The organism is Mucilaginibacter myungsuensis (assembly GCF_015222005.1).
Classification (GTDB): Bacteria; Bacteroidota; Bacteroidia; order Sphingobacteriales; family Sphingobacteriaceae; genus Mucilaginibacter; species Mucilaginibacter myungsuensis.
Genome location: NZ_JADFFL010000004.1, coordinates 108,430 through 127,287 on the forward strand (window position 1 = coordinate 108,430; position 18,858 = coordinate 127,287).

The following is an 18,858-nucleotide window of genomic DNA, read 5'->3' on the forward strand; positions in this document are numbered from 1 at the left end:
CAAAATATCGTTAGCGTTTCTCGGCCCACAGATAAGCTCTTTTTGTTGGATGCTCCGTCCCTTCATACGGATAGCGTTCTATCGTTTCAACCATTTTAAAGCCGGACGCTTTTAATGCATCGACCACTTTATTTGTCGGGAAAAATGTGAAATCGATATCTACCGACTTACCAAAAATTCATCGCGATGAAAAATTTCGTCGCCGATATGGAACGATAATAAGAAATGACCACCCGGCCTAAGCACACGATCGATCTTTTGAAAAGCGATAGACAATTGGGCCATATCAAAATGAACGATTGCATAAAATGCCACCACCGAACCGAACGAGCTGTCCGCAAATGGCAGGGCCAACATATCGGCCGTTTCAAATTTGATATCCGGGTTCAAGTTGCCGGCTACAGCGATTATCTCGTTAGAAAGATCGGTGCCTAAAATATCGGCCATACCATTGTCCGCTAAGAACCGAATGGTTTGTCCCGGTCCGCAACCCAGATCCAGCATTGGTCCTTTTGCAGCATTTTCATTTGCAAATTGGCGTAGCAGCATCCGGTCAAAGGGTTTGCCCGCTAATTCGTTATACAAACCTTTGGCATACTCTTTAGCGGTGGCGTTGTAACAAGCAATTACTTTTTGGGGATCCATAATGGAGCGTTTTATTTTACTTATCCATCTGATAGTTTATTTATCTAAATAGTTTGGCGGAAAAAACTGTTGGCCATATCGTTCACCGACCGTCACCAAATTTTCGTTGCTTCGGCATCCATTACCGGAGGTGGCAGGAAATGCCCAGCCTCGACAGGCTGACCGACCTCTAAAAAGAAATCTTCCATCCCCGCCGGCATCACGGTGCAAAGTAAATGTACCAGCGTGTTGGACCTGTTCTTGAAAAAATGCACCAAACCACCTTTGGGGATGTTGACGAACGTACCTGCTTTTGCAACATAAGTACCTTGCTCGGTTGTAAATTCTACCTCGCCATCTACAATATAAAAAGATTCCTGCACATCGGCATGAGCATGCGGACCAGGGCCGCAACCGGGAGGCACCAGCATTTCTATCAAGGCATATTCGCCACCCGTATCGCGCCCGCTAATGATCACCCGGTAAGTACCGCCGCCTACCGAAATACTTTGCCCCGCCCCAGGGGCAATAATAGTTGCCGTTTTTATTGAGTTTGTCCATACCTGCTAAACGTCCCCATTTTTAAATTGTTGGATGTATAAAATTAAGGTTATTTTACTTGTGCTTTTATATTGTTACACGCATTATAAAAGCTTAGCTTTTTGTTTGTTATATTTGATATACATGAAACCGCCTTTGAAATATTTGATCACCGTTGCGGTGCTGTTACTATCGCTGACCGTAAGAGCGGCCTCCATCTTAATACCGATGGATGACAGGCAAAAAGATCACTTAAAATCATACGGCGTAGCGTTTTGGGTGTTGAAGAACAACCTGACGGTAGATTGGTTGCTCAATTACCGTGGCGGCAGTTTCATGATCAACTACAGCAAGGCTATCGAGGATGAATGCAAGATCCGCGGCATCAGCTACGAGGTTTTGCCCGATGCACAGGTAGCCGAGATAACCACACAGATCAATGACCCATCGGTGAATATGGATATCGTCAAGTTGGAGAAAGCCCCCAAAGTAGCCCTGTACTCACCAAAAAGCAAAGGCAACTTAGAAGATGCCGTTGCACTGGTGCTGAAATATGCGGAGATACCTTACGAACATGTTTACGATGAGCGCGTATTAAAAGGCGACCTGAAGAACTTTGATTGGGTGCACTTGCACCACGAGGATTTTACCGGGCAATATAGCAAAGGCATGGGCGCATCAATGGGCGGCTTCCGTGGCGGAGGCGGCATGGGCGGCTTTGAACCCGGCTTTGGCGGTCGCAATGAATTTGGTGGTGTCGGCATGCGGGGCGGAGTTGGCAACACTAATCGCTTATCGCAAGAAGAGAACGAAGAGAGTAAGCCCGCACAGGAGGCTTTAGCCAAAAAATTAGGCTATAAAAAAGTATCAAAAATGAAGCTGGACGTTGCCCGGCAGATACGTGATTTCTGTACCAATGGCGGTTTCCTCTTCGCCATGTGTTCTGGCGCGGATAGTTTTGATATTGCTTTATCCGCAGCCAATACCGACATTGTAGATGAAGTATATGACGGCGACCCGCCTGATCCTGATGCACAATCCAAGCTGGATTTTACGCAGACCTTGGCCTTCCAAAACTTCAACGTGGTCACGGGCCGCTCACGTCGTTTTAGCGATATCGATGTATCGGATACCCGCCGCATAGAGCAATCGCGCGACTTCTTTACCTTATTCGATTTTTCGGCCAAGTGGGATGCCGTGCCAAGCATGCTAACGCAAGACCATGACCGGGTAGTTAAAGGTTTTAAAGGCCTGGCTACCGCTTTTGATAAAACCAAACTAAAGCCGGGCGTTACCATCATGGGCGAAATGAGATCAGTTGGTGAAGCACGCTATATCCATGGCGAATATGGCAAAGGCCAATGGACATTTTATGGCGGCCACGACCCCGAAGATTATCAACACAGCCCCAATGAGCCACCTACCGATCTTTCATTGCACCCAAATTCTCTCGGGTATAGACTGATCCTGAATAATGTATTGTTTCCGGCAGCTAAGAAGAAGAAACAGAAGACGTGATCGGTGGTCGGTGATCGGCGACCAGTTACCCGTTGATCAGTAAATAGTGAATTGTCATCGTATAGCCCCATCGCTCCTTTAACCTTTCACCTACTTACTCAACTAAAACATTTTAGCAAAAAGATTTGCGTGTCTGGTTTGAATTTCTATTTTTGAGAAATACATAACCTATCTGCTATGATCAATTTCAAAACCGTGACCATTCTTAGGGCATTCTTGTGCTTTACACTGTCGCTTGTCATGTCCAATTCTGTAGCCCAGCAAGCTACCAAAATATCGCCCGGCGTATGGAAGATCGTTTACGGAGAACAAGAAGCTATAAAACCGAGCGACTTTAAAGCTAAAGAAATGGCTGATGCCATGGGTAAACTGCCTGCAGGCAACGATGTGCCATTGGTATTGAAAGGCATTAAGTTCAGTCAGATGAGCAGCGGTGTTTTGGCCGAGTTAGGTATGGAAGATAACGAACGTTTTTACGGGTTCGGGTTACAAGTAAACACATTTGAGCAGCGAGGCCTCCGTCGGGAGATCAGGACCAATAGCCAAACTATCGGCAATCTGGGTTTCAGTCACGCGCCGATGCCTTTCTATATCTCATCTAAAGGATACGGAGTGTTGGTGAACAGTTCGCGCTACGTCAACTTTTACATGGGATCGCAACATAAACTGGCCGAAGCTACGGCAGGTAAAGAAACGGCCAAAGCCAACGAGCCAGGTTCATCACCCGAGGAGTTGTACCGCAACAAGAACCGGTCCTCATCCAACGTAGAGATACAGATAAAAGGCGCCAAAGGCATGGAGATATTGGTTTTTGAAGGGCCTACCATGCGTAATGTGATGGAGCGTTATAATCTGTATTCGGGTGGTGGTGCTTTGCCGCCAATGTGGGGATTAGGCTTTAAGTACCGCGCTAAAAATACTTTTACGCAAGCCGAAGTATTGGACTTTTCGAAGTACTTCCGCGATAATCATATCCCATGCGACATGTTCGGGTTAGAACCAGGTTGGCAAACGGCGGCTTACTCCTGCTCATACGTTTGGAACAAAGATAAATACCCAACGCCTGATAGTCTGATCAGTATCATGAATGGCCGCGGTTACAAACTCAACCTTTGGGAACATGCTTACACCCACCCAACCTCCCCAATATTCTCGGCCATAGCGCCGTTCTCGGGTAACTACAAAGTTTGGAACGGTGCCGTACCCGATTTCACCTTGCCTAAAGCCCGTGCGATCTTTGGCGATTATCATAACAACACCTTCATCAAAAAAGGGATCTTATCCTTTAAATTGGATGAGTGCGATGCCGCTTATTACGATGATGGCAGCGGTGAGTGGAGTTTCCCTGATATTGCCCGTTTTCCGTCCGGTATGGACGGCGAGCAAATGCGCCAATCTTTCGGACTACTTTATCAAAAGACACTGCTCGACGAATACCGCAAAGAGAACATCCGCAGCATGATGGAAGTGCGCGCCTCGCACCTGTTCGCCTCGCCGTATAACGCGGCTATTTATACTGACATGTACGACCATGGCGACTTTGTAAAGATGATAATCAATTCGGGTTTTTCGGGGACTAATTGGTCGCCCGAAGTTAGGGATATCCGGTCAGAAGAGGACCTGATCCGTCGTTTGCAAACCTCGGCCATGTCCGCCCATATGAATGTAAATTGCTGGTTCCTTAAAAACCTGCCGTGGTATCAATTTGAGCGCGATAAGAACAATAAAGATATCTTGTTACCAAACGCTAAGGAGATAGAGCAAAAGGTTAAAAAACTGATCGAGACACGTATGAGCCTGATCCCTTATCTGTACGCCGCTTTTGCTGATTACCATTACAAGGGCATCCCTCCTTTTAGGGCTATGGTGATGGATTACCCGGATGATAAGGAAACCTTTAAACTGGACAATCAGTATATGATGGGTGAAAGTATCATGTGCGCCCCGTTCATCAATGGGGCATCTACCCGAGATGTTTATTTCCCGGCAGGCAACTGGTACGATTTTAACAGCGGCAAGAAATACGCAGGCGCTCAAAAGCACAAGATCACCATGAGCCTTACTGAAATGCCAATGTTCGTTAAAGAGGGGACTATCCTGCCTTTAGCCAAGCCTATAGAATTTGTATCACCAACAACCGTATTTGATATCACATGCAAAGTTTATGGTAATGCCGAAGTGAAGCCTGTTCACCTTTTTGAAGATGACAGTAACAACTTTGGTTATGAAGCCAATAAATTTGCCTGGCTTAACCTGAACTGGAAGAACGGTAAAGGCAGCACCACCCGCGATGGTAAACAGGTTAAGAAACTTTATAACATTAGCAGTTGGAGCAAGGTTGAATAGTTCGCTACTTAATATTCAACGCTAACCGTGCTGCTATTTTTAAGTAAGGATAACGGCGGTCGAGCTCGGGTTTGTCCTGATAGTTACCCTCCAGCCCGTAATAACCGGATTGCGCCATGGCGTGTAAATTACCCACCATGCGATAACTCACCTCGCCTGATACCGTGTGGAGGAAGTAATTGGAATGGTTTCCGTTTACGGTCCTGGTCCAGCCGCCATTGTAATTGGCAGTGAAAGCCAGCCTGTCTTTATAACAGATCTTGCCGCCGCCGTTCACACCGAATCCAACTCCGTAGTCATAATTACGCCCCGCAGCCAGGTAGGCAGCCGGTACAGCAGCTAACAAGATAGGCCCCATACCAACGGTAGTATTGATCTGAATATCTTTTATAGGTTTAAACTCCGAGTACAAATTAGCTTTTACACTTTGACCGCCGTAAAAGAAAGCCGCCGTGTGGATATAATCGTAATTGGCCGACAGCACCAGCAGTTGCTTAACCTCTTCGGCATTATTCAATTGCCAACCTGTTAGTGATCCATAAACGGTCACCATGTTTATAGCAGTGCTATCATCCTTACCAACCTCGGCGTTGATCACGATATTACTGAACGGCACCCTGAAACCTTCTGAGGGTGTACCATATAATAGTTTAGCGTGAGCGTACCAGCCGGACTGAGCACTGCCGCCAAACAAACTTTGACTGGTTGCATTGAATTTACGGTAACCCACATCAAATTCGGCAGTGATCTTTGATGAGTCGTCCTGTAAAGTATTTGACGTTACTTTTCCCCACTTACCATCAAGGATACGATTAAGCCCACCTGCGGGGTTAATAATGAAGCCGGCTACCTCTGCTGCTTGTCTTTTAAACCCTCCGGTGTGGTTATTGATGATCTTGTTAGATAAGCGGTGCGTCATCTCGCCCAGTACAACGCCGCCAAAAGTGGTATTAATAAAATCGTTGGGAGCGGGTGCTTGCTTCTCGGCAAAGGTCTCCCACAAATAACTGCCGGCCGCTGCGCCCCCTGCCGACTGCCAAAAATTGTAACCGCTTGACCGGAAAGAATTATAAAAGATACTACCGTGATACGGATGGGCAAATTGATTGGTATGAAACGGGTCGTTATCCCAAGCCCAACTGCTTGGCTTAATATTAGTTTTTGTCGATTCCCAGGATATATTAGCGAATTCGACTTTACGGATGGTGCGGTTCACAAAAAATGGCACCAACTGTGCGGCAGCAAAAGGTATCATTGCCCGCCCAAAACGGGGCGGGTTTCCTAAGCTATCTCGCCTTGCACGGCGTTGAGCAGCGCGCGATGGCTTGGTTGGCGCGTAAAAAGGCGCATCTTGGCCTAAAACTTCATCAACACTGACAACGGCGAGCATCACGATCATCATAAAACGTAAAGTGCTTCTGCAAAAGATTGTAAAGGTAGCTTTCATCTAAAAGTTTCCTACGGCGGGTTGATCTGGCAACTGGTAGCACAGGTTCGTTTTCGGATAGGTAGTTAACTGCTTAACGTCGATTTAGTTTTTAGCTCGACCGCATTTTACCGGTCCTGAAATAAAAAATGCCCGTTGCATTGGCACGGGCAGTATATACACAACTTATATGTTTTATTATTTTAATTCCTTGATCTTAAAATTACGATAGCTCACCGTATTACCGTGATCCTGGATCAAGATGTGGCCTTTAGGCGCTTCGCCAAATTCTTTCCAGTTTTTGTATTTGCTGATAGCCACCAGATCGCGGAACTCTTTTGAATGGCGATCGTACGATACCACTTTAGTGCCATTCAGATAGTGTTCAACTTTACCGTCGGGATAAGCAACAACACGGCCGGTATTCCACTCGCCGATCGGGTGGGTGATCTCTTTAGTTTTTGTGGATGTGATCAGGTCATATAACGATGACATGGTGCGGTTACCATTGCGGCCTAATTTTGCATCAGGGTGCAGGTCATCATCCAAAACCTGGTATTCTAAACCGATAGCTGAACCTGAGGTTTTCTCAGCCAGAGTAACAAAGTATTTAACGCCGCTGTTAGCGCCCGGGGTCAATCTGAAATCGAAAGACATATCGAACGCGCTGAACTCTTCGGTAGTAACAATATCTCCCACAAAAGCCGACTCCTTACCGTCTGATCCCTGAATGGTCAGCAAGCCATCCTTGACGATCCAGCCTTTAGGGTTATCGGGGAATTTATCCATGTTGGCACCTTTCCAGCCTGTGGTTGTCTTACCGTCGAACAGTAATTTATAGCCCTCTTTCTTCTCCTTCGCCGTCAGGGTGTTGATCTTTTGGGCCATAGCCGATTTACCGATCAGCGTTCCCGTCAATAACAATGCTACACCAAGGGTGTATATGGTCTTTACTTTCATGTATTGTTTATTTTTTTATTTAGTCAGACTGTTTAAATACTTAATGGTTTGAGGCACCTGCGTAATTGCATCCTTACTTTCATCCTCGATGTAGTAATGCTTCACTCCTGCTTTCTTAGCGGCTTTCATGACGGCCGGGATATCGATCTGTCCTGTACCTAACACCACATCGTTATTAGGGTCGGTACCGCCTGATAGACTACCGCGTGCTACGCCTTGCTTCAAGTCCTTTAAGTGTAAAGCCTTATACCGCTTTCCATATTTGGCAAGCAAAGCCGCCGGATCGAACCCCGGGAAGAACACCCAAAGGATATCCATCTCCATGCTTACGTATTTGGGATCGGTGTTTTTAAGGATATAATCATAAAGCGTACCGTCCTCGTAAGGCACATACTCAAAGCCATGGTTGTGATAGATGAACGTTAGCCCATGTTCCTTTTTCAGGATCTTGCCGTACTGGTTAAAATCGGCTACGGTCTGTTTAGCGTTCTCTAACGTAAAAGTACCTTTATGCGGTATGCCTGATACACGCACATATTCCGCACCCAAGATCTTGGCTACGTGTGCAACTTCATCCGTCTTTTTAGTGAAGTCATCATAACTTACACCGTATGACGATATTTTGATGCCGCGCTCATCACACATGCGTCGCAGGTCTTCTGGATTTTGTTTGAACAAGCTGGAGAACTCAATATCCGTTATCCCGTTACCCTTAACAATATCCAGCGTACCCGGCACATCTTTAGCGAACTGGTTACGATACGTGTACGACACAATACCCGGAGCCTCGGGAAACAACAGCTTTTGCGCATATCCCGAAACCGAACCGGCCACTAAAGCCGCCGACAGTATGATCTTTTTATATGATGCTAACATGCATTAAACTTTAGGTTCCCAACCCGGAGCGTAGCTACGTTTCCATAGCTTTTGTGCTTCGGGATCATTTATAATGTGGCCATTCTTAGGATCAACTTTCAGGTCGCGGCCTACGCGCCAGGCTATGTTGCCTAACTGCATCCCCAGGATACTTTTATGACCGATCTCGGCACTGCAATTAGCTTCTTTATTATTGCGGATACTATCCAAAAAGTTAGCCACGTGCAGGCTATCCATGCCCAAACTAACGCTGGCGGTGTTACGGGCATCAACGGTATCTTCTTTTATTAAAGATTTTACATCCTTGATCAGCTTGCCATCCAGATCGTAAACTTTATAGCTATCGCCGCCGGTATCTAAACTACCTTTATCGCCGTAAAAAATGATACCGCGATCCAATTCTTCGGTCTTACGACCATTCGCGCTGCGGCCTTCCCACATCAGCGACACACGACCGGGAAAATCCATGGTGATGATCTGTGTATCAGGGGTCTCCCAATCGTCTTTATAATTATAGCGACCGCCTATCGATGCGACCTTGGTCGGGTAATCAACACCAAGTCCCCAGCGGGCTACGTCAACCTCATGCGTGCCGTTATTCAGGGCTTCGCCGGTTCCCCAATTCCAGAACCAGTGCCAGTTATAATGGATAAGTCCGTCTTTATAATCCATGCGTGGTGCAGGGCCTTGCCACAGGTCATAGTTCAATTCGGCAGGTACCGTTCCGGGTTTCAGTACATTCGGACCACGTTTATTGGTGTACCAGGTCTTGGCCAAATACACACGACCGATGATACCATCGTGCAGTTCCTTAATACCCTGCGTCAACACAGGTGCCGAGCGACGCTGTGCGCCCATCTGTACTACCTTTTTATATTTTTTAGCGGCAGCTACAGCCAACTCGCCCTCGTGCGGGTTATGGCTTAGCGGTTTTTCTACATAAACATGCTTACCTGCCTGGCATCCCATAATGGTAAGCGGAGCATGCCAATGGTCTGGAGTTGCGATGTAGATCGCGTCGATATCCTTGTTTTGTAGCACCTTGCGACAATCGCTTTCAGTGGTCGGCACGTCAGCTTGTTTAGCATTAGCTACTGCTTTAAGTGCTTTTGCGTAAACACGGGTGTCTACATCGCACAAAGTGGCAACCTTGCAATCGGCTTGTTTAACAAAAGTGCCGGCCATGCTGGTACCGCGTCCGTTAAGACCGATCAGCGCTACATTGATACGCTCGTTAGCGCCAATGATGTTGCGATAACTTTTGGCGCTCATACCCATCAGGCTGTTACTGGCCGCAACGCCGGCCGATGCTACTGCAAGTTTTTTTAAGAATTCTCTCCGTTTTTCCATCTGGTCAAACAATTAGGGTTTCATATAATTGGAATACTAACATAGGGATTATATCCCGCAAATGTTAATGGCAACATGTTATTTACAATAGCGTATTGCGCAAACGTTTGCGAAATGTAGCCTGATATAGTTAGGATATTCATCCGATCCCTCATATTTGTAAATGACCGTTCACCGTCTTTTAATTATCCTGCTGTTTTTATCGCTCACCTCGTGCAGTAAAAGTACGCCTGCCCCCATCGATACCTCTATGGTCATACCAACCAACGTATTACCGCAAGGCTTTGCAAAAGGTGCCGACATTGGCTGGCTATCTGAAATGGAAGCATCGGGCATGAAGTTTTACGAGAGCAACGGAACGCAAGCCGACCTTATCGATGTGCTGAAAAGCAAAGGCATCAACTCCATCAGGCTGCGGGTTTGGGTTAACCCGGCAAAAGGTTATTGCGGCAAGGCCGATTTGGTCGCCATGGCTATCCGCGCAAAAAACAAAGGCATGCGCCTGATGATCGACTTCCATTACAGCGATACCTGGGCCGATCCGGGCCATCAGGCAACTCCCGCCGCCTGGGCCGCATATGATATTACCGCACTGCAAAAAGCAGTTTACGACCACACGTACGATGTATTGAACACTCTTAAAACGAACGGCGTTACACCCGAGTGGGTACAAGTTGGTAACGAGAGCAACGACGGTTTTCTTTACCCTTTAGGCCAGATATCTACCGGCAACGGTGCCAACTACGCCAAACTGACCAATAGCGGCTATGATGCCGTTAAAGCCGTAGATCCAAATATAAGGGTCATTGTACACGTATCTAACGGATATGACAACAGCCTGTTCCGTTGGCATTTTGATAGTATGGTGAGTAACAATGCTAAGTTCGATATGATAGCCATGTCGGTCTACCCGGCCGTGGCCGATTGGAAGGACCACCTTGCCAAAGTGAAAGCCAATATGACCGACTTGATCAGCCGTTACGGCAAGCCGGTGGTGATCAGCGAGGTGGGCATGGATGTTAATGCACCAAAAGCTACGAAGGATATGCTGACCGCACTGCTCACCCAGACCGGCAGTTTCGGTGACAATGGCATCGGCGTATTTTATTGGGAGCCGCAATCCTATAACTGGAACAATTACTCGTTAGGTGCATTCGGCGCTAACGGCCGGCCAACTATAGCCATGGATGCCTTTTTGCTAAATTAGAGGCTTGCCGCAAATGCCCCGATAAATGTCGTTGTTGCACAGCACCGAGCATTGCCGCAAGCTGTTATCTTTGACCTGAGCAAAACTAAAACAATTATGGCAACTCAAATTTTTGTTAACCTACCGGTGAAAGACCTCAACAAGTCCAAAGCCTTTTTTGAAGCACTGGGTTACTCCTTTAACCCTCAGTTTACTAACGAAATGGGCGGTGCGTTGGTTATCGGCGATAACATTTTTTATATGCTGCTTACCGAGGATTTCTTTAAGACGTTTACTAAAAAAGAACTGGCAGACAGAGACAAAACTATCTCTGCCATCAACTGCCTATCTGCCGAAAGCCGCGAGCGTGTGGACGAGATATACGACTTGGCTATTGCTAACGGCGCCAGCCCGGCACAAGATGCTACCGACTACGGCTGGATGTACGGCCGCTCGTTCTTAGACCTGGACGGCCATCATTGGGAATTTGCCTACATGGATCCGGCAGGACCACCTGCGGAGTAGTTTGCAGGTGCGAGTTTGCAGTTTGCATAGTTACGTTTTACCCACTGCAAACTGCTAACCCATAACTGCCTACTGAAATGATCTACCAAATTGATCGTTTTTCAACATTAACAATTTGTGGATAAACCCTCGGCAGTTTTTTGCATTTTTACGACGAAAAACAGCATTACGATGGGCCAATATTATATTATAGATTTCGATAGTACATTCACACAGGTAGAGGCGCTTGATGAGCTGGCCCGCATCTCGTTGAAAGACCGCCCCGACCGTGAAGATATCTATAAGCAAATAGAGGACCTGACCAACGCCAGCATGGAAGGCCGTTTATCGTTCACCCAAAGTTTAGCGGCGAGGGTCAAGTTGTTAGAAGCTACCCGGGACGATCTTAAATTGCTTGTAAAACATCTAAGGAAAAAAGTGTCGGTATCGTTTTCCCGCAACAGCGTTTTCTTTAAGAACCACGCCGATGAGGTCCTTATCGTATCAGGCGGATTTAAGGAATTCATCACACCCGTTGTTTCTGAATATCACATCAAGCAAGAAAATATCTACGCTAACACCTTCTTATTTGACGAACGTGGAAAGATCATTGGCTACGACGAGACCAATCCCCTATCGCAAGAAGGCGGTAAGGTGAAACTGCTGAAAGAACTGGATCTGCAAGGAGACATCTTTGGTATCGGCGATGGCTATTCTGACTTCCAATTGAAGGAGTCGGGGATGATCAAGAAGTTTTTTGCTTATACCGAGAATATCGAGCGGAAGTCAGTCACCGAACGTGCTGACCATATTACCCCAAGCTTTGACGAATTCCTGTATATTAATAAGCTTCCACGTGCAATATCTTATCCGAAGAATCGGATCAAGTGTTTAGTAGTGGGCGATATTGATGAAGAAGCACTCGCTCAAATGCGCAAGGAAGGTTATAATATTCGGCAAAAGGACCATATCGAAGATGTCTATTTGCAAGAGGCCGGTATATTATTTTGCGATGAAGCTAACCAGCCCAGCCCCGAACAATTGCAAAATGCGGGCCGTTTAAAAGTGATCGGTTGCTTTGGCCGTGTACAAAGCCGCAAATTGGGCGAAGCTGCCTGTGCAGCCGGTATCATTATTTTTGACGACCGCAAAGACAACCCCCGTAGTTTCGACTTCATCCCTAAGCGCGTGATCGCTTTTATGAACGAGGGTAAGACCCACACCAGCTGTAATTTCCCTGATCTTCAGCCACCACGCGTGAGCAATGCACACCGTTTGATCCACATTCACAAGAACGTACCAGGTATCCTGGCCAAGATCAACGATGTATTTGCCCGCCACAATATCAACATAGTAGGTGAGTTTTTGGTAACCAATGCGCAGATCGGCTATGTAATCACCGACGTGAACACTGGTTATGACACACAGGTATTGGAGGAATTGAAAGCTATTGAGCAGACGATCAAATTCAGATTATTATATTAATAGAAAAGTTAAAAGTCGAAGTTAAAACCTCGACTTTTAACTTTTACTTACGCCTCTTTCCTCAATTCTACTCGCTCTTGGATCAACAGGTCGATAACTGTTACGCCTAAAATATCTGCAATGGCGAACAGGCGATCAAGAGTGATCTTAGTTTTACCTAATTCGATCTTGCTGTAAGCGTTTTGGCCGATACCCATTTTAGCGGCCATGTACTCTTGCGATAAAAAATCGCGCTCTCTTAATTTACGGATGTTTTGATTAATGTAACTCAGATCTTTTTGGTTCTGCATAACTGGTAAATAAAATTTAGCAGTGACACGGGTGTTGGTTAGATAGAATTACGGAGATAAACTGACGGTGGATTTCCTATTAATTAAAATATTATTGTTATTAAATTAAGATGACAAATACTTATCAAGCCAATTCTACCCTCTTTCGCATTTTTAATTACTTCAAACTAAATCCCCAGCACCTGCTTCAATTTAGTATAGCCCGATTTACTCACCGGCACTTTAGCGCCCGAGCGGAGGATAGCCAAATGCGCGTCCTTCTCGTAAGGGTCGATACGGGTGATCTCGGGGATGCTAACGATGTAGGAACGGTGCACGCGGACGAATTGACGTGGATCTAAGGTCTGCTCAAAAAAGCCCATGGTCTTGTTCTTCAGGAACGAGCCTTCGGCAGTGTGGATGCTTACGTAATCGTCGTCGGCTTCCAGGTATAAAACATCAGCAACGGGGATGATCTTCACTTTAGTACCGGTTTTAACTACGATACGATCGTGCTGCGACGGAGATAGCGCCGGGCTTTCGAGCAATTGTTCTGTATGTTTTTTGGTCTCGATAGGGTTTTGGCCCAGGTATTTCTCAACGGCCTTGTGCAGGCGGTCTTTACTGAAGGGTTTCAGCAGGTAATCTACTGCATGTGCTTCAAAAGCTTTGATGGCATATTCATCGAACGCGGTTGCAAAGATCACGGCGGGCTGAGGGTCTAACAGTTCCAGCATCTCAAAACCGTTTATCTTGGGCATTTGCACGTCCAAAAATATCAGGTCGGGTTTGTACTGGTTTACAGCCTTGATGCCTTCAAAACCATCGCCGCATTCGGCCATTACTTCCAAGTCCGGAAAATCCAATAAATACTCCCGAACTACCATACGGGCCAATGGTTCGTCATCAATGATCAGTACACGTTTACTCATACCTGCGGCACTTTTATTATGGTTGTAAAGATATCATCATTTCCATGAGTTTCAACCAGATCATTACGTGCAAAAAGTAAAGATAAACGGCGCTGTACACCCCTCAGGCCAAATCCGGTGCCGGTACGCGGTCGGGTGGTCTTGGCATCGTAAGGGTTCTGTACCATAATGGTCAGGTAGTTATCCTCCATCTCGCCTCGTATGCTAATGGTTACGGTATCGGTAGTATCGTATAAACCAAACTTTATCGCGTTCTCTACAATAGGCTGTAATAATAATGCAGGTAACAGCGCTTTACCGCATTGGTTATCACAACTGATCTCGGTATTCAAGCGATGTCCAAAACGTACTTTTTCTATATCAAGGTAAAGTTGCAGGTGGTTGAGCTCTTCGGTAAGTGTTACCAGTTGCTGATCATCTTTTCTGAGCGTACCTCTTAAAAAATCAGAAAGCTGATGGATCATCTTACGGGCCTCGTCGGGCCTGAAACCGATCAGCGCGTTGATAGAGTTTAAGCTGTTAAATAAAAAATGCGGCTGCAATTGCTGACGAAGGTTATATAATTCCGCATCGCGGGCTAAACGCTCGGCTTCTAACTTTCGTTTCTCGTTCTCTTTATGGTCAAGCGTAGCATACCAAACCAAACTGATCATGGCCATCCACCCTATCGCCAAAAAGTTGGTAAAGAAACGAATAATGAGCGAACGCGAAAGGAAATCGGTAAAGGCCACATTGCTGTTAAAGAACGGCAGCAACCAGCGGCTACCGGCCATTACCAATGCCGCCAGGGATACGCACCAGATCAACAGGTTGATGTAGCTGCCCTTGCCCGGCTGATAATAGCGCAGGTTATTATTGATGAGCCAACAGGCGGCTGCCAGCAAGAAGGTGCTCACCAGGCCATCTGCTATAGAGGTGTACCAATCAAAACCAAAGTTATGGATGATATACGTCAACAGCAGTGCCCAGGCTAAACCACAGCCTGCAAAAGCCCAGTCGAGTTTTAAGGATGATGTAGATGTAGGAGTGCTCATTTAAATTAGCTTTTATTAAAAGCTGCGGATATCAACACCCGCGAATATAGATACGCCTTTGATCACTAAGATCTTATCCGGACTAAGCGGTGTACCCATGTTGCGGCGTTTATCGTCCACGCTGCTGAACACCGCGGCTACGTCAGAGGTTACTTGCCAGTGCGGCGGGATGATGAGTTTGATACCGCCAAACAGTTGGGTTATCTCCACGATCACCTGGCCTTGTATATCTGCCTGGGTAAGATCAAGATCGGTACCGCCGAACACGTTCACGATCTCGCCGCCTTTGAACGTTTTAGATAGTATGGTACGCTTTACCCCGCCGAAAACTGATACGGTATCGATATGATTGTCGCCCATGTACGGCGGAGGCGTTGAACCGGCAGGTTGATCGGCAGCAGGCGCGTTCGGGTCATAATTCGGATCGAAAGCGGTGTCGAAATTCGGGGTTGGCTTTGGCGCGAAAGGGTCACTGAACTCAGCATTTTTGAACGGGTCGGTACGACCAACTTTGTGTTTGCCAAAGATAGAACCCGCCGTTTGGTTCTTACGGCCATAGATAAGCCAAAAACCAACACCGACCAATATCATTGGCCAGATAGCCCTTGAAAAGTCGGCCCGGGGGAAAATATCATCCAGCAGACTTAATGCGCCTATAGCGATAATAATAAGCGGGACCGGGCGCTTGAAATCGTTTTTAGCACCAATGTAAACGCCAAGGGCGATCATAAACATCGGGAAGCTGATGACCCAATCGGGGATGTAAAACAAGTTAGTTTCTTCTAATAGATAAACCAGGCCAATGGCCAGTAAGATCACTCCGGCGAAAGCCTTGCCGGTCTGTGGTATATTTTTATATTTTGGATCGATACTCATGATCTGATGAATTAATTTTGATAGCGTAAAACTAATATAATGGCTTGCTTTTGCAAACCACTATATGGTATGGGCGGGGCATAAGTCGGTAAAGGCGGTGAAATTGTCGGTGAAAAAATTACCGCATTTTAACGCACAACCAATAGCTATGATCGGGTGCCGCACATAAGGCATTTGCAATGCAGCCGATATTTGTATCTTGGCGTTAGAATTAACCCCCGCAATGGAAAAAGTGTATCATTTGGGTAAAGGCCGACTGGTGTTCATCAGCTTGTTTTTAATGTTCGCGCTGATCACAGCCGGCCGCGGGTTTTACCTGTACAAAACCCTGAATGACCCGATGTGGATCCTGCCCGGCATAGTACCGCTGGTGATCGCCTGTATCGTTTTCCCTTTATTGCTGACCACCAAACTCACCATTACTACCTGGAGTATTACTCGCATAGGTTTATTGGGCACCAAAGAAATGCTGATCAGCGACATTGCCGGTTACCGTCTGCGCCACATCCCGCGTACCCGCCGTATGATGCTGGTGTTTGTATCACGTAACGGCGATACCATGAATGTGCGCTATTTTCAGTTAGATGAGGGTGATGAGATATTGCGCTGGGCCGAGGAGCGGTTTGCGAGGTTGGACTAAAATTTTAGAGACTTATCACAATGCAACAAGAAATTACCTATGGTAGGCTGACTAAGATAGCTGGATACATATTTGGCTTACTATTCGCCGGGGGCGGATGTTATTTTTTTAATGTAGCAGCGACAGGCAAAGATTCGGGTTTAAATATTGGAATTGGTATACTTATTTTAGCGTTAGGTGTGTATATGGTCTTGAATACATATCGGAAAAAAGTTATAATTGCTAATGACCATCTTACCTATCGCGGAACGTTCAACACCAAAACGATTTTATTCAAAGAAATTAAGGGTTATCGAATAGAAAAGAACACATTGGTAATCGAATCCAAAGACAAGTTGCGAATCGCAATAACAGATCATGTTTACCTGACCGACGATTACAAGATCTTAAATACCGTTCGACGTTATGGTGTCGACCTTGATAGAAAAGCTCATAATGACGAGCTAAAAGAGATCTTAGACGACAACGAAAATGGCTTCACACGCGCCGAGCGCAAACAATCATTAAACAAAGCAAAAAAGATCGCTTCATATACGAACTATATTGGGATAGCGATCGGTATTTGGGCGGGGTTTTATCCTAACCCTTATAACATCGCTATATGCGTGGCTTTGATATTTCCGGTTGTCGCCTTATTTGTATTGAGCAGATATAAAAATATCATTTCCCCAGTCGATACGGGAGGAGCAAGACCAGCGATAAGTTGGGCAATGCTCGCTCCATCCTTTGGATTGATGATCCGGTCATTTAAAGACTATGATCTTCTTAACGAATGGGAAGTCCTCTTGCCTGCTTGTTGCGCTTTTGCTATATCTTGTCTTGCATTTTATCTTGCCCTGCCTAAAAAAGAAGCTAACAAATATGACTGGCTTTGGGTCAGTTTATTTGCTATTCCATATTGCTATGCCGCAACCATTCATTTAAACTGCATGGCTGATAATTCCCCTCCACTCAAATTCAACACCAGTGTTCAAAACAAATACACCAGCAAAAGCAAAGGCAATACGCATTATCATCTAACTTTGACCCCGTGGCAACGCCACCAAGAGCCGATAGAGATCGAAGTCACACGCACCGAATACGAACAAACCCCTGTCGACGGGCCCGTTGGCGGGCACATCAAGAGGGGTTTGCTGAGTATAAAATGGTTCTATTTGGATATGTAAAGCCTAAACCTCAGGCTCTTGCTGACTCAGGCAATGGAAACTGCCTAAGCCCCAAATGATATCTGTTGAGTCGATACCGACAACCTTACGGTCGGGGAAGCAGCCTTGGATAATATCCAAAGCTTTATCATCCTTATCGCAACGGAAAGTAGGTACTACAACCGCCGAGTTAGCGATGTAGAAGTTGGCGTAGGATGCCGGCAAACGCTGGTCTTCCCAGATCACCGGATCGGGCATTGGTAACTCTACGATATTCAACTGCCTTCCGTTAAGCAGGCGCATACCTTTTAGGGTCTCCAAATTCTCTTGCAGGATGTGGTAATTCTCGTCGTTCTTGTTCTCCTCCACTACGGTCAGCACGGTATCCTCGTTAGTGAACCGGGTGATATCGTCGATGTGACCATCGGTATCGTCACCAATGATGCCGTCACCTAACCAAAGGATCTGCTCGGCGCCGTAATAGTTATACAAGTACTCTTCTATTTGCCCCTGGTTTAAATGAGGATTACGGTTTTGATTAAGCAGACATGCGGTAGTGGTTAACAACGTGCCTTTACCATTAAACTCTACCGAGCCGCCTTCCATCACAATACCGGGATTGTAAACCGGCAGGCCAAAGCGTTCACCGATCAGCGTCGGGATCACGTCATCCAGATCAAAGGGAGGATATTTACCGCCCCAGGCATTGTAGCCCCAATCGACAATGACTTTCTCTTTCTTCTCGCGGTTCACCAAAAACGCTGGGCCATGGTCACGACACCAGGCATCATTAGTAGGGAAACGATAGAACTCTATCTTGGTCATATCCACACCCACCATTTCCAGTTGCAGCTTAGCAAAAGCTTGCATCTGCTCGTCTTTAACGTTAATGCGTACCAGTTCACCTGTGGCAACCTCGCGGATAAACTCGGCATATTTACCATAGATCAAACCGATCTTGCCCGGCCATGATTCTTCTTTATGTGGCCACGACAGCCAAGTGGCGGTATGTCTTTCCCATTCAGCTGGAAAGCTGAAGCCAAGGTTTTTAGGGTATATGATATCTGATGATGAGGTCATAATTGGGTGTATTTCGTTTGTCATTGCGAGGAGCGATATCGACGTGGCAATCCCGCAGACAGGTCTT

The 18,858-nt window shown here is 46.3% G+C and carries 18 protein-coding genes; 7 read left to right on the forward strand and 11 right to left on the reverse strand.

What is annotated here, in order from left to right:
• Positions 1-159 precede the first annotated feature (159 nt).
• Positions 160-645: a class I SAM-dependent methyltransferase gene (locus tag IRJ16_RS11725; RefSeq protein ID WP_194111769.1), complete on the reverse strand. Its 486-nt coding sequence runs from the start codon at positions 643-645 to the stop codon at positions 160-162.
• 92 nt (positions 646-737) lie between these two features.
• On the reverse strand, positions 738-1,103 hold the full coding sequence (locus IRJ16_RS11730; RefSeq protein WP_290246086.1) for a cupin domain-containing protein: 366 nt from the start codon (positions 1,101-1,103) through the stop codon (positions 738-740).
• A gap of 205 nt (positions 1,104-1,308) precedes the next feature.
• On the opposite strand from IRJ16_RS11730, the gene IRJ16_RS11735 reads away from it, so the two are divergent.
• A complete protein-coding gene (locus tag IRJ16_RS11735) occupies positions 1,309-2,682 on the forward strand; it encodes an asparagine synthetase B (protein WP_194111770.1) in 1,374 nt (457 codons plus the stop codon).
• Positions 2,683-2,859: 177 nt separating this feature from the next.
• Complete coding sequence (locus tag IRJ16_RS11740; protein ID WP_194111771.1) at positions 2,860-5,028, forward strand: TIM-barrel domain-containing protein; 2,169 nt, start codon at positions 2,860-2,862, stop codon at positions 5,026-5,028.
• 4 nt (positions 5,029-5,032) lie between these two features.
• Here the strand turns inward: IRJ16_RS11740 and IRJ16_RS11745 are convergent, their stop codons facing one another.
• The 4 genes from IRJ16_RS11745 to IRJ16_RS11760 form a co-directional block, all read right to left on the reverse strand.
• Positions 5,033-6,430: a DUF3943 domain-containing protein gene (locus IRJ16_RS11745; protein ID WP_194111772.1), complete on the reverse strand. Its 1,398-nt coding sequence runs from the start codon at positions 6,428-6,430 to the stop codon at positions 5,033-5,035.
• A 222-nt stretch (positions 6,431-6,652) separates the two neighbouring features.
• Positions 6,653-7,414 (reverse strand): 3-keto-disaccharide hydrolase, encoded by a 762-nt coding sequence (locus tag IRJ16_RS11750; RefSeq protein WP_194111773.1) that lies wholly within the window; start codon positions 7,412-7,414, stop codon positions 6,653-6,655.
• A 15-nt stretch (positions 7,415-7,429) separates the two neighbouring features.
• Complete coding sequence (locus tag IRJ16_RS11755; RefSeq protein WP_194111774.1) at positions 7,430-8,290, reverse strand: sugar phosphate isomerase/epimerase family protein; 861 nt, start codon at positions 8,288-8,290, stop codon at positions 7,430-7,432.
• Between the two features lie 3 nt (positions 8,291-8,293).
• A complete protein-coding gene (locus tag IRJ16_RS11760; RefSeq protein WP_194111775.1) occupies positions 8,294-9,640 on the reverse strand; it encodes a Gfo/Idh/MocA family protein in 1,347 nt (448 codons plus the stop codon).
• 163 nt (positions 9,641-9,803) lie between these two features.
• On the opposite strand from IRJ16_RS11760, the gene IRJ16_RS11765 reads away from it, so the two are divergent.
• The 3 genes from IRJ16_RS11765 (at position 9,804) to IRJ16_RS11775 (ending at position 12,815) form a co-directional block, all read left to right on the forward strand.
• The gene (locus tag IRJ16_RS11765) at positions 9,804-10,847 is read left to right on the forward strand and encodes a glycoside hydrolase family 53 protein (protein WP_194111776.1); all 1,044 of its coding nucleotides are present in this window, start codon (positions 9,804-9,806) and stop codon (positions 10,845-10,847) included.
• A gap of 96 nt (positions 10,848-10,943) precedes the next feature.
• Positions 10,944-11,351, forward strand: coding sequence for a VOC family protein (locus IRJ16_RS11770; RefSeq protein WP_194111777.1), 408 nt, complete (start codon positions 10,944-10,946; stop codon positions 11,349-11,351).
• 171 nt (positions 11,352-11,522) lie between these two features.
• Positions 11,523-12,815 carry an HAD-IB family phosphatase gene (locus IRJ16_RS11775; RefSeq protein WP_194111778.1) on the forward strand — a complete coding sequence of 431 codons (1,293 nt, stop codon included), beginning with the start codon at positions 11,523-11,525 and terminating at the stop codon, positions 12,813-12,815.
• A 47-nt stretch (positions 12,816-12,862) separates the two neighbouring features.
• Here IRJ16_RS11775 and IRJ16_RS11780 read toward each other — a convergent pair whose 3' ends face one another.
• The 4 genes from IRJ16_RS11780 to IRJ16_RS11795 all read right to left on the reverse strand — a co-directional run bounded on the left by IRJ16_RS11780 (position 12,863) and on the right by IRJ16_RS11795 (position 15,926).
• Positions 12,863-13,105, reverse strand: a complete 243-nt coding sequence (locus tag IRJ16_RS11780) for a helix-turn-helix domain-containing protein (RefSeq protein WP_194111779.1) — start codon at positions 13,103-13,105, stop codon at positions 12,863-12,865.
• Between the two features lie 167 nt (positions 13,106-13,272).
• The gene (locus tag IRJ16_RS11785) at positions 13,273-14,016 is read right to left on the reverse strand and encodes a LytR/AlgR family response regulator transcription factor (RefSeq protein ID WP_194111780.1); all 744 of its coding nucleotides are present in this window, start codon (positions 14,014-14,016) and stop codon (positions 13,273-13,275) included.
• Positions 14,013-15,050: a sensor histidine kinase gene (locus tag IRJ16_RS11790; RefSeq protein ID WP_194111781.1), complete on the reverse strand. Its 1,038-nt coding sequence runs from the start codon at positions 15,048-15,050 to the stop codon at positions 14,013-14,015. Before IRJ16_RS11790 ends, IRJ16_RS11785 begins: the two co-directional genes overlap by 4 nt.
• A 15-nt stretch (positions 15,051-15,065) precedes the next feature.
• Complete coding sequence (locus tag IRJ16_RS11795) at positions 15,066-15,926, reverse strand: LiaF transmembrane domain-containing protein (RefSeq protein WP_194111782.1); 861 nt, start codon at positions 15,924-15,926, stop codon at positions 15,066-15,068.
• Between the two features lie 223 nt (positions 15,927-16,149).
• Between IRJ16_RS11795 and IRJ16_RS11800 the strand changes: the two genes are divergently transcribed.
• Both IRJ16_RS11800 and IRJ16_RS11805 read left to right on the forward strand, forming a co-directional pair.
• Positions 16,150-16,566 (forward strand): hypothetical protein, encoded by a 417-nt coding sequence (locus tag IRJ16_RS11800; RefSeq protein ID WP_194111783.1) that lies wholly within the window; start codon positions 16,150-16,152, stop codon positions 16,564-16,566.
• Positions 16,567-16,586: 20 nt separating this feature from the next.
• Positions 16,587-17,732, forward strand: coding sequence for a hypothetical protein (locus IRJ16_RS11805; protein WP_194111784.1), 1,146 nt, complete (start codon positions 16,587-16,589; stop codon positions 17,730-17,732).
• 3 nt (positions 17,733-17,735) lie between these two features.
• Here IRJ16_RS11805 and IRJ16_RS11810 read toward each other — a convergent pair whose 3' ends face one another.
• A complete protein-coding gene (locus tag IRJ16_RS11810) occupies positions 17,736-18,791 on the reverse strand; it encodes an agmatine deiminase family protein (RefSeq protein ID WP_194111785.1) in 1,056 nt (351 codons plus the stop codon).
• Positions 18,792-18,858: the final 67 nt, after the last annotated feature.

Excerpts from the sequence above, each read along its gene's own strand:
- IRJ16_RS11725 (WP_194111769.1), bottom strand. The coding sequence starts at position 645 with ATGGATCCCCAAAAAGTAATTGCTTGTTACAACGCCACCGCTAAAGAG.
- IRJ16_RS11735 (WP_194111770.1), top strand. The coding sequence starts at position 1,309 with ATGAAACCGCCTTTGAAATATTTGATCACCGTTGCGGTGCTGTTACTA.
- IRJ16_RS11740 (WP_194111771.1), top strand. The coding sequence starts at position 2,860 with ATGATCAATTTCAAAACCGTGACCATTCTTAGGGCATTCTTGTGCTTT.
- IRJ16_RS11745 (WP_194111772.1), bottom strand. The coding sequence starts at position 6,430 with ATGATGATCGTGATGCTCGCCGTTGTCAGTGTTGATGAAGTTTTAGGC.
- IRJ16_RS11750 (WP_194111773.1), bottom strand. The coding sequence starts at position 7,414 with ATGAAAGTAAAGACCATATACACCCTTGGTGTAGCATTGTTATTGACG.
- IRJ16_RS11755 (WP_194111774.1), bottom strand. The coding sequence starts at position 8,290 with ATGTTAGCATCATATAAAAAGATCATACTGTCGGCGGCTTTAGTGGCC.
- IRJ16_RS11760 (WP_194111775.1), bottom strand. The coding sequence starts at position 9,640 with ATGGAAAAACGGAGAGAATTCTTAAAAAAACTTGCAGTAGCATCGGCC.
- IRJ16_RS11765 (WP_194111776.1), top strand. The coding sequence starts at position 9,804 with ATGACCGTTCACCGTCTTTTAATTATCCTGCTGTTTTTATCGCTCACC.
- IRJ16_RS11770 (WP_194111777.1), top strand. The coding sequence starts at position 10,944 with ATGGCAACTCAAATTTTTGTTAACCTACCGGTGAAAGACCTCAACAAG.
- IRJ16_RS11775 (WP_194111778.1), top strand. The coding sequence starts at position 11,523 with ATGGGCCAATATTATATTATAGATTTCGATAGTACATTCACACAGGTA.
- IRJ16_RS11780 (WP_194111779.1), bottom strand. The coding sequence starts at position 13,105 with ATGCAGAACCAAAAAGATCTGAGTTACATTAATCAAAACATCCGTAAA.
- IRJ16_RS11785 (WP_194111780.1), bottom strand. The coding sequence starts at position 14,016 with ATGAGTAAACGTGTACTGATCATTGATGACGAACCATTGGCCCGTATG.
- IRJ16_RS11790 (WP_194111781.1), bottom strand. The coding sequence starts at position 15,050 with ATGAGCACTCCTACATCTACATCATCCTTAAAACTCGACTGGGCTTTT.
- IRJ16_RS11795 (WP_194111782.1), bottom strand. The coding sequence starts at position 15,926 with ATGAGTATCGATCCAAAATATAAAAATATACCACAGACCGGCAAGGCT.
- IRJ16_RS11800 (WP_194111783.1), top strand. The coding sequence starts at position 16,150 with ATGGAAAAAGTGTATCATTTGGGTAAAGGCCGACTGGTGTTCATCAGC.
- IRJ16_RS11805 (WP_194111784.1), top strand. The coding sequence starts at position 16,587 with ATGCAACAAGAAATTACCTATGGTAGGCTGACTAAGATAGCTGGATAC.
- IRJ16_RS11810 (WP_194111785.1), bottom strand. The coding sequence starts at position 18,791 with ATGACCTCATCATCAGATATCATATACCCTAAAAACCTTGGCTTCAGC.